Source organism: Nesterenkonia sp. AN1 (assembly GCF_000582475.1).
GTDB lineage: Bacteria > Actinomycetota > Actinomycetes > Actinomycetales > Micrococcaceae > Nesterenkonia > Nesterenkonia aurantiaca.
In genome coordinates this window covers 1-9,877 of sequence record NZ_JEMO01000038.1, presented here as the reverse complement: position 1 = coordinate 9,877, position 9,877 = coordinate 1, and the positions used below count along the sequence as shown (strand labels likewise).

Annotated in this window: 6 protein-coding genes and 1 pseudogene; 5 read left to right on the top strand and 2 right to left on the bottom strand. The window is 62.1% G+C overall.

The window, feature by feature from the left end; all coding sequences use genetic code 11:
- Nucleotides 1-155: 155 nt before the first annotated feature.
- Nucleotides 156-1,595: a prolyl oligopeptidase family serine peptidase gene (locus BG28_RS13685; protein ID WP_200869367.1), complete on the bottom strand. Its 1,440-nt coding sequence runs from the start codon at nucleotides 1,593-1,595 to the stop codon at nucleotides 156-158.
- A gap of 330 nt (nucleotides 1,596-1,925) precedes the next feature.
- The gene (locus BG28_RS13680; protein WP_036478103.1) at nucleotides 1,926-3,128 is read right to left on the bottom strand and encodes a hypothetical protein; all 1,203 of its coding nucleotides are present in this window, start codon (nucleotides 3,126-3,128) and stop codon (nucleotides 1,926-1,928) included.
- A 114-nt stretch (nucleotides 3,129-3,242) separates the two neighbouring features.
- On the opposite strand from BG28_RS13680, the gene amiA reads away from it, so the two are divergent.
- The 5 genes and pseudogenes from amiA to BG28_RS13665 form a co-directional block, all read left to right on the top strand.
- Nucleotides 3,243-3,353 (top strand): streptamidine family RiPP, encoded by a 111-nt coding sequence (gene amiA, locus BG28_RS16535; protein ID WP_255342494.1) that lies wholly within the window; start codon nucleotides 3,243-3,245, stop codon nucleotides 3,351-3,353.
- 923 nt (nucleotides 3,354-4,276) lie between these two features.
- Entirely contained in the window at nucleotides 4,277-5,272 is a 996-nt protein-coding gene (locus BG28_RS16915) for a CocE/NonD family hydrolase (protein ID WP_200869366.1), read from the top strand.
- Nucleotides 5,245-6,699: a YcaO-like family protein gene (locus BG28_RS13675; RefSeq protein WP_369797266.1), complete on the top strand. Its 1,455-nt coding sequence runs from the start codon at nucleotides 5,245-5,247 to the stop codon at nucleotides 6,697-6,699. The genes BG28_RS16915 and BG28_RS13675 overlap by 28 nt, the downstream gene beginning before the upstream one ends.
- A 1,095-nt stretch (nucleotides 6,700-7,794) precedes the next feature.
- The gene (locus BG28_RS13670) at nucleotides 7,795-9,441 is read left to right on the top strand and encodes an ABC transporter ATP-binding protein/permease (RefSeq protein WP_036478101.1); all 1,647 of its coding nucleotides are present in this window, start codon (nucleotides 7,795-7,797) and stop codon (nucleotides 9,439-9,441) included.
- A 65-nt stretch (nucleotides 9,442-9,506) separates the two neighbouring features.
- Nucleotides 9,507-9,877 (top strand): annotated as a pseudogene (locus BG28_RS13665) (ABC transporter ATP-binding protein); the annotation flags it as partial.

The window sequence follows — 9,877 nt, the reverse complement described above, 5'->3', positions numbered from 1 at the left end:
GAGGGTCGGGACGAGGATTCTTGTCGCCAGCTGACCTCGCCGTCGTGAACCCGGTGAGATAGCAGGGGAATCTTTGGGGGGACGTTTCACTTGATCCGGACGACCAGATGTCTGGTGGGTGGGCGGGGCGGTACCCACATGTTGGCTCGGCGTCATCAACTGGGCTTTCTTTTCAGTGGAGGCGCCGCAAAGACTCCTGTGGTGGTGGCTGCGAAGCCCAGTACTGCCATCCCGAGCTGGTGCAGGCTGTCGAGGTGGTTGTTGCCGTGGCCAGTGTTCTGCGCCTGCCAGAGCGTGGCCTCGCCGCCTTTTGCTCTCAGCACGGAAACGAACTCCTGTGTGGCGTCGGCATTGACGCGACCGTCCTCAGCCAGCACGATGCCAAGAAATTTGGGAAGACGGGAACCCGCTGGGATGCTCTGGGCACGGTAGAGGGGGGAGATCCTTCGCATGGCCTTGATGCTCTCCGCATTCTCTGGACCACAAAACTCGCTCATCCAGGAGCGTCCCAGTGGGTGAGCAGTCAGAGACAACAGATCTAGCGGCGCAGCGGTGGCCACGACTCCAGCGCAGATCTCGGGATGACCAAGTGCGCAGCTCGTCACGATGACCCCGCCATGGGATGCACCCACCAGGACGAGAAGCTCCGGTTGAGTAACTCCGATGTCGACGAGCCCACGGGCTATGGCGGCAAGATCGTTGATGCCTCGATATTTATTGTGGCCGCGCCCGGCCTCCCGCCACGCTGTGCCGTGTTCTCCGCCTCCGCGGATTTGGGCGAATCCGTAGCGTCCACCACAACTTATCCACGCTGGGATGGTGGGTTCGAAAATGGGTAGGTACGCCACGCCGAAGCCTCCGTAGCATGTGAGGATCAGCGGAGCAGGACCCTCCATGTCTGGCGGTGACGTGAGCGCGACGGTTAGGAGGGTCCCGTCGTCAGCGGGAAACTCATGCCAAACAGTGTCACCGATACTGCGGTCCTCGCTTCGCTCCGGGGGTCTGTGCGGGGCAGGTTCGACGATGTTCTCGACCGCTACGGCGCGTGGAGGTATCACCGGGGATTCGACCAGGACATGGACCCCGTCGCCGTCAGCGGCTATATCGAGTGCAACGGCGGGAGAACCTTCGTGAACGACTTCGTTCTCGGCGCGGGGGACGCCTTCGGATAACTCGATGATGACGCTGTGTCCTGCCCGGACGCCGGTGACGTAGACAATGTGTGCGTCTACGGTGAACGCGGTGATCCGCAGCCCAGGATCTTCCCAAGACCACTGTAAGGCGCCGGTCACCGGGTCTGCCTCGTGCAGCGCAGTTCCCGTGCGGATCAGGACGTTTCTCCCTATCTCGACAATATCCATAACCGAGGTAAAGGAGAGGAGTTTGCGGTTTGTCGCCCGATCGAGGACCGCAGTGGGCGCTGTGGGTCGACTTTCGGTGAGCAGTCCCTCTGCTCCCCCGGGGAACAGGCGCACTCGCGCGTCGGTCGCCACTGGTGTCTCGGAGATCGTGCCGCTGACGATGTCGAGGCTTATGAGCCGCTGAGGGTCGCGGGCTACAAGCTCTAGCCTGCCGGAGCCGGATTTCCAACGCATGGGTTCGTACCGGCATCGGATGTTGGGGTATCGCTGAAGCTCGCCTGTGGTGACATCTAACACTGCAAGATTGCCGTCCTCATCGCCCCGTGGCGCTAACTGGAGGGCTATGTGGCGATGACTGGGCGCTGGCGACATTTGAAGAATGTGCTCTTCGGTCTCGAAGACGGTGGCGCCTGTGTCTGCGCGGCGGATACCACGTCGGTGACCACCGGCAGGACGGTTGAGCATGAATCCGCGGTGAGGGAGACCTGGTCGACCGTGGTATTCCCACTCGGAGAGCACGCTGGCCAGTTTGGCACTGCTAGGAAGCGGATCGAATGCCACAGGCTAACGTCCCACGGAGTCAGTGGTGTTGTGGGTCCAGAAGAGCACGCCGCCTTCATCAAGCGCTGAAGGGGTGGTCAAGGTTTCTATGTCGTCGGCGGTGATCAGGTGCAGGCGAGCGTCGCCTCCGGCGGTCACCGCCACGGTCTGGCCCGTGGGGTCCACGGCGACGGCTCGTCGTTGTGCTGGCGAGTCCCCCACGGGATCCCACGGTAGATGTCCCGGCGAGGGCGGGTGAGACATCGCCGGTAACGGCACGTGATGTCGTAGCTGCAGCGTCTCGGCGTCACGGTCAAGGATCGAGAGCTGGTCTCCGTCCGGGTGAATGGTCGTCACGGCTGTAGTTTCTCCACCGAGCGCGAAACGGAATGCCAGGCCTTTGGGAAGTTCCGTGTGTCGCGTCTGCCCGGTAGAAAGGTCGATCTCCACGAAATAGTTCGTCCAGTCTGTCCACGCCGTCGGCGCTGTAGGACCTCCGCGGAGAACTCCCAGGGCTGAGCCGGTATTGGGGTCGAACCTCAGGTAGAACGCCCGTCCCATCACTGGCCATGCCACTATTCCGATCGACCGGGGAACACCTTTGTCGATGACAAAGCGCTCCAGTCCGCGACTGGTTGCGGTCGCCAGTATGCCTGTGTGGTGATCCACAACATCCCCGTGCCCATCCTCAGCGATATCCGTGGTCGTCTCACCCCGCAGGACCGGGACATGTGCACCAACGGAGAGGGCCCTACACAAAGGAACCGCCTCGATACTTCCTGGTTCTCGGTGACGGAGCACAATCATGGGTTCCCCCGTGCTCTGGTCAGAGGTCACGAGGACCCCGGGTTCCCCGACCCGACTCCGGAAGCGCACTGACTCGCTGGCCTCCAGATCATGAACAGTGACCACATCGCTCCAGGCTTCGTGATTCGCGCCTAACCCGGTCGCGGCTATCACATAGCGTCCCGTTACATCACGGGCGAGATGCTCCCCAGGAATGGCGGTCGAGATCTCTTGAAACTTGCCATCGCTGTAGCGCACGAGCACCCCTCTGCGGTCATCGACGAAGGCCCAACCTCGACCAGACTCGCGGTGGGGAGGCAGGTCCAAGACCCCGGCGTGCTCGGCTAAGACTCCGTGTCCGAGGGTCGTGAAGACGGAATCGGACAGCGCGTAGATCTGATCAGCGCGGTAGTCAGCAACTATCAGTGGTGGGGACTCCATCCGACCAACGTATTGCAATTAATAATCATTATCAATTAGTGTCGGGGCGTTCGCAGTTGCGAACCCGTGCTGGCCATCTGGCCTGGAACGGAAATCTACCGAGAGGAGTCCGCTATGGATAAGCAGACCGAGAAGCAGATCGTCGCGGAGATCGAAGAACCAGAGCAGCTGGCACACCTGTCGGCAACTCATTCGAACGCGCTCGTAGAGAACCCGTTCGACTGATTCGCTAGTCAGCGACGAGACAGCACGCTCGGTCGGGTAGCCGCAATGGCTGCCCGACCGGGCTGGTTCGAAAGGTTTTCAATGCCCCGAGAGTCACCGATCAACAGGCTCCCTGACACTGGGGCCCATGTTCTTGCCACCGCCGAGGGCCCCATTATGGTGCGCACCAGCGCCGGGCAGTTCTTGCGTGTACAGGACCCCCCAGAAGAACTTCTCGACGCACTGCGTGAGACGCCCCCTTCAGGCAGCGAAACAGCGCTGTATCTCGAGAGGTTCAGCTCAGAGATCGCGTCTCGCGAAGAACAGGACGGCCACTCACGATGGCCTCGCGATCACCGTCGCGTCGCTCTTATAGGATCTGGTCCTGTCCTCGATGAGCTGTCCTCCGCCTTGGAAGAACTAGGGGTCGAGCTTCATCGCTTTGCCTCCGCACAGGGGCTGATGTCGAGCCTTGAAGGCACCCGTGACGGGACGGGTTTCGAGTTGATTCTCGCCTACGCTGACTCCCCCCAAGAACACGCCGAATGGGCCCCGATCGACGCGTTATCTCAGAGTGGCTGCGCGTGGCTGCGCGCCTACCGCGAAGGTGAGGTCTACTTCGTTGATCCACTGAGCATGAGCCCCGAAGACGCCTCCAGCGAGCAGGTGACACGCCGGCGACTGGCAGCCAGCCCAACCCCCGGACCACTGTCTCTGTGGCGCGACCAGTCCCCGCGGCCCAGCACCCCGGAACCGGCTAGCGCACGGATCCTCGTGGTGGCTCGCCTCCTCGGCATGGCACTGGCATGGGCCCAAGGGGCAGACGAAGTAGCGAACTATCGCCGCACGCTGTGGAAATTCGTCTCTCCCACAGGAACGGTGAGCACACACACTGCCCTGGGGTACCAAGCACCCCACCGTCCCGATAGATCGACGGTGCGCCCGTGAACGCCTGGGACCGTCCGATACCCCACTTCTGTCATCTATCTGATGGCGTCGTCTTAGCAGGCTATCTCTGGAAGGCCAGCTCTCCCGTCGGAGTGGTTGTCATTCGCACCCCCTACGAGGCGGCGAAACATGGGTCAATCGGGCGCTCCTGGGCGTCGCGCGGTTATCACTGCCTCATCCAAGACGTCCGAGGACGCTACCGATCGGGTGGAAGCTGGGAACCCTACAAGCATGAAACCAGTGACGGCGCTTTTCTGCTCAACCAGCTACGTGAAGAACACCCAGGGGTTCCTTTGCTCGTATTCGGCGCTTCATACGCCGCCCACACTGCGTTGGAAGCCGCGCTGGGCGCTGCAGACCGTACCGACCCTGAACCAGATGCGCTGGTTCTGCTGGTTCCAGCGCTCGGTCTCGCGGAAACAGCCTGGGACTCTACCGGCAGACCGGAAATCGAACATCGCATCGGATGGTGGCACGAACACGGTCGGACCCAAAGATCTCAACGACCTCTCCCGCCGGCAGAAATTAATTGCCGGAGCAGGCAGGTGAAGGACCTTGGCCCCATACAAGCAGCACAGGGATGGGGATGGGACGATCGAGCGCTTCATCAGTGGCGCAGGCTTTGGAACACCCAGCGACTCGACACACACTCTCATTACGCCTCAATATCCGCACCTCTGCTGCTCATCAGTGGAGACCGAGACTTCTTCGTCGCCGACGCACGCGAACTAGCAGGATCCTGGTCCGGGGCGAGTCACCTCGTGACAGGCCCGTGGGGCCACCGACTTACGGCAGACATCACCGATCCTCAGCTGCTCGATCAGCTTCAGGCACAAGGTGGACTAGGAGCTCTCATCGACGCCTGGCTAGCAGCGCAGGGCCTGCCGGGGGCGGCGGCGCAATGGACCCGCATCTGCACTGACGAGTCCCACACCGAGTCCCATCTCGACCCGGACGCGAGGACATGGAATCACCAAAGGAATCTCCCATGACGACTTCGACAACAACCACTCTGCAAGACTCCGGCCGTCAACCCTCGGGTCCAGAGAAAGGGCAGACACTGCCTGTGGAGTCTCTCGTCGACCCTGAATGTGGGGTCATTCGCTCAGTTCGACAGGTCCCCCATCCCGAGGGAGCACCCACTGCCTACCTGGGACTAACTGCCTCCGTCTCCGATGCTCGCCAGCTCGGCGAATGGCCCGCTGATCGAGTCTCGCTAGGGACGACTTTCGACAACCCCGGCCAGGCGAGGATCGCGGCGATCGCCGAAGGTGTCGAACGGTATTGCGGGAACTGGCTCCCCGCGACGCTGCCTCCCGATGATCTACAAGTCGCTACACGTCGGGGCCTCCGCAACAACGGGGAGAACCCGATCGAGCTAGACGAGCTGCCGGTCTTTGCCCCGTGGCAATACGCCCGTCAGGGGTTTCCTTACCAGCCTCTCGGTGAAGAGACTCCAACACTCTGGGCCCGGTGTGAGGAGGCTGGATCCGCAGATACGTGGCTTCCTGCCTCCCTGGTGTATCTGAATTGGAGGCAGTCTCGGTTTCGTCACCTTCCGCGTATTCATCATTTGAACTACGCCGGGATTGCGACCGGGCAGGGCGCTGCAGATGCCCGCGATCGGGGTGTCTTAGAGATCATTGAACGCGACGCTCTTGAACTCTGGTGGCACCTCGACGGCCCGACGATGGGTATCGACCCAGAAAGTGTCCCGGGTCTATCTGATGATCTTGAAGGGAGCAATCTTGAAGTCTCCCTCGTCTCGATGCCTTCCGAGTTCGCTCCCGCCGTGGCTGCCCTCGTCTACGACCCAGACCGCGGTCTCTATGCCGCTGGCTTCTCGGCAGCTCTGAACCCCGTTCACGCTGCCCGCAAAGCCGTGCTCGAGGCAGTCCACACGTGGGTATACACACAGGGTTGCACCAGTGCGGATGGCTGGGTGTTTCGTGCGGTTGAACAAGGCCTGATGGCTCGAGGCCTTTACCTAGATTTCCGCCAGGATGCCCAATACCTCGACTCGGCCGGCGAAGAGTGTGAACACATCATCGATCTCGGCGCCCATGTCCAGCTCTGGCTAGATCCCAGAATGCACAAGGAGTCACGTCGATTCACTGCACCGACCCAAGGTGTTCGTCCAATCTCTGACATCGCCTCGGTCACCATGCCAGAGGTATACCAGCGCCTTGCCGATCGGGGCCACCGAGTTCTCACCCGGGACCTCACGACTCAGGATGTGAAACAGACTTCGCTGCGCGTAGTGCGAAGCGTCATCACTGGGCTGGTGCCAAACGCTCCCGCAGCGTTCTCCTACCTCGGCATGGCGCGCTTCAGAGAAGCCAGCCTCGAACGTCGATGGCGCAGCACCTGGGATGGCGGTTCTACCGAATTCTCTTTGGTTCCGCCCCCACACATGTAGACCCCCGATGACCTCATCAAACATGTATCCAATGAGCTCCCACTCCCAGGCTGTAGAACACGCAGCTGCTGGCCTTCCGGTGCTGCTAGGTCGTGCGCTGTCGACAGATCCACCCGGGGTGCCCAAACCTCCCGGGCCGCGAATCAACAACTGGCAAGAGGCAGGCGCTTTGGAAACCCCCACTCCGAAGAAATTGATGACTCTCCTGGCTGCCTTGTGGCACCTAGGCGAGCATCACCGCCTCCCTGACGGCACCCTCACGACCACCAGACAACGCCCAGTTCCTTCCGCCGGGGGCGCCTACCCGGTTCAATCCCACCTCGTCATCGGGCGCAGCGGATTCGAAGGATTGGAACCAGGTCGCTACGTCTACTGCCCTTCACGCTCCTCGCTTCTGCACCGCGACGACACACTCGAGCGACGAATACCCGGCTGGCCCAATAGCCAGCTTCCAGAGGAATTCTCTTTTCTTGTACTTACAGTCCAACCAGGTCGCAGCTTTGGACGCTACCGGCACCGTGCCTGGCCACTATGGGTAGCAGATACCGCCTACGCGCAGATGGCCGTCGAGTTCCTTTTGACGAAGTCTCCGGCGTCGATCACCGGACCTGGTCCACAATTGCGAGAACTGCTGGGGGTCCCCCGTGCCGCAGAAACCCAAGCGTGGTTAGCCCACGGGCTCGTCTCAGAGATACCACTGGTCGCCATAGAGCTCCCAGAAGTGTGGCAGGTGCACCAACAAAGAGCAGACGCATTGGCTGACCGACGTTCGCCACCCACAGAGGAGTTCTTGCTGAGAGGGAATCACAATCCGCGAGCCCGCGAAGTAGCGGAACTCGCAGAGCAACCGTGGATTCAAGGAGCAGACCGAGTCGAGACCTGGTCAATTCCCACCACCACAGCTGCAAGGGGCATCGTCGATGCACTCTGGCGCGCCCATCGAGAAGCCGCGCAACTGAGCTACAGCGCCGAACTCTCTCAACACTGGCGGTGTCGCCCAGTCTCCGGCATTCCAGCCAAGAACGGCCAATGGATGATGCACGCCTTGGCCATGATCTCGCAGCACCAAGACCATCGCAGGGAGAACCCCGACTCATGATGATCGTCCCTGAACTCTGGCGCGAGGCCGCGAAGTTCCCCGCTCCTCTTGCCTGGAGCATCATCTGGCTCGTTTTGGTGTTCGCGACACACGCGGCTCAAGCCCTCGCCATCGCCTGGACCCTAGCAACGGTGATCAGCGGGCAGACCGACGAGGTGTGGCTCGCACTCGGCATGATTCTCGGAATCGCTGTGCTCCGCCTGCTGCTGTCTCTAGTGCAAGCCTCTTCCGCGGCCAGACTCGGAGGACTCGTCCGGCGTCGCCTCCGAGAACAAGCGATCCCCGCTGCCCTCGTGGCCCCGCGACTCCATGACACCACTGCCCGAGACGGTGCCATCAGGGCCAGCCTCGGAGATGGGATCGACGGCACCGACGCCTACGTGTCGAAATACATCCCCGCCACCGCCCAAGTACTCCTCGCCTGCCCACTAGTCGTGATCACCGTGGCAATCCTGAACCCGTGGGCTGGGGCGTGGGTGGGTCTCGCGGTCGCACTGGCGCTCACGGGGCCATTGCTGTGGAAGAAAGTCGCAGCCCGGCGGGGACTCAACCATTGGGATTCCTACGAGGATCTCAGCGCAGACCTCCTGGAATCCCTGCGCGGCATGGCCACCCTCCGCGTCCTCGGTGCCGTGCCAGGGACCCGGCGTCGTCTCCACGACCGGTCAGAAGCACTCCGTTCCGCGACAGAACGGGTGATGAGAGTGTCTCTGGCAGAGACCGGCGTGACGGACTTCGCCATCCAGGCCGGAGTAGTCGCGGCCGGAACCACAGCGGCCCTCCACGCCGCCACCGGACAGCCTCCGGCACTGGAGACGTATCTGGTCCTCCTCTTGGCCTCTGAGGCGTTTCGTCCGATCCGCGATCTCTCCCGGCACTGGCACGCAGGCTTCATGGGCCTGACAGCCGTGCCCGAACTGGTTCGGCTGGGCGCCTTCAACAGGCCCGAACACGACGCCCAGCCGGAGACCCCCGCCGGGTCAGAGGCTCCAGACACCGCCCGAGAACTCCGCATCCAATCGGTGACCTACCGCTACCCAGGCACAGACCACCCAGTGTTCGAGAACCTCACCCATAAGATCAACCGCGGAACCCTCAGCGCTGTCGTGGGCACATCCGGGGCCGGGAAGTCGACCCTGTTCGATGTCCTCCTGGGGTTCCTGACCCCTGAGAGTGGTGAGATCCTGCTCGATGGCCAAACGTTGCACAGCAACGACCTCGCCGTGGTGTCTCAACGTCCGGTCCTCTTCACCGGCACCATCCGCCAGAATCTCACTGTCACCGGTGCGCGTTCCGACGCCGAACTCGAAACCGCCTGCGCGGCATCCGGAATCCTCGACGAAATCCTCTCGTTCTCACAGGGTTTCGACACGGAGGTCACCGAAGCAGGGCTGAGCCTTTCCGGCGGACAGCGTCAGAGACTTGCACTCGCCAGGGCACTGCTTGCCAGACGACCAGTGCTCCTGGTGGACGAGCCCACCAGCGCCCTGGACGCCGCCCGGGCCGCTGAAGTGATCCACACCCTGCACCGGGTCGCAGCCGACCGGATCGTCCTGATGATCAGCCACCGCCCCGAAAGTCTTCTCGACGTCGAATCCGTCCTGCACTTGGACAACGACCATGTGGATCGGATCCTCCCGTGATGCAACCTTCCTCACCCAACGCTTTCTTCTCGCTGCTCCCCGTGCTGCGCGCTGAAAGACGGGGCATGATCACCAGCTACCTCATCGGCACCGCCAGTGCGCTCACGCTGACCGCGATCGTAGTGCTCACCGCCTGGGCCGTAGGCCACGCCATCGTCGAGGCGAGCCCTCCCGGTCCAAGGATATGGGTGACACTCATCGGACTGGTCTTGGCCAGGACGATCCTGACGTGGAGAGAAATGGACATCTCCCATGCCCTGGCTTACCGGGTTCTGGCGCGTCTGCGCATGGCGCTCTTCGACTCCTACTCGCACAGTGTTCCCGCCCGACGCCGAGAACACTCCGGAGAGACCGCGAGCGTGGTCATGGACGACATCGAGAAGCTGGAATTCTTCTACGCCCACACCCTCGCTCAAATCGCGACCTCCCTCACCGT

Coding starts and splice junctions, on each gene's coding strand:
- BG28_RS13685 (WP_200869367.1), bottom strand. CDS start 1,595: ATGCGTTGGAAATCCGGCTCCGGCAGGCTAGAGCTTGTAGCCCGCGAC.
- BG28_RS13680 (WP_036478103.1), bottom strand. CDS start 3,128: ATGGAGTCCCCACCACTGATAGTTGCTGACTACCGCGCTGATCAGATC.
- amiA (WP_255342494.1), top strand. CDS start 3,243: ATGGATAAGCAGACCGAGAAGCAGATCGTCGCGGAGATCGAAGAACCA.
- BG28_RS13675 (WP_369797266.1), top strand. CDS start 5,245: ATGGAATCACCAAAGGAATCTCCCATGACGACTTCGACAACAACCACT.
- BG28_RS13670 (WP_036478101.1), top strand. CDS start 7,795: ATGATGATCGTCCCTGAACTCTGGCGCGAGGCCGCGAAGTTCCCCGCT.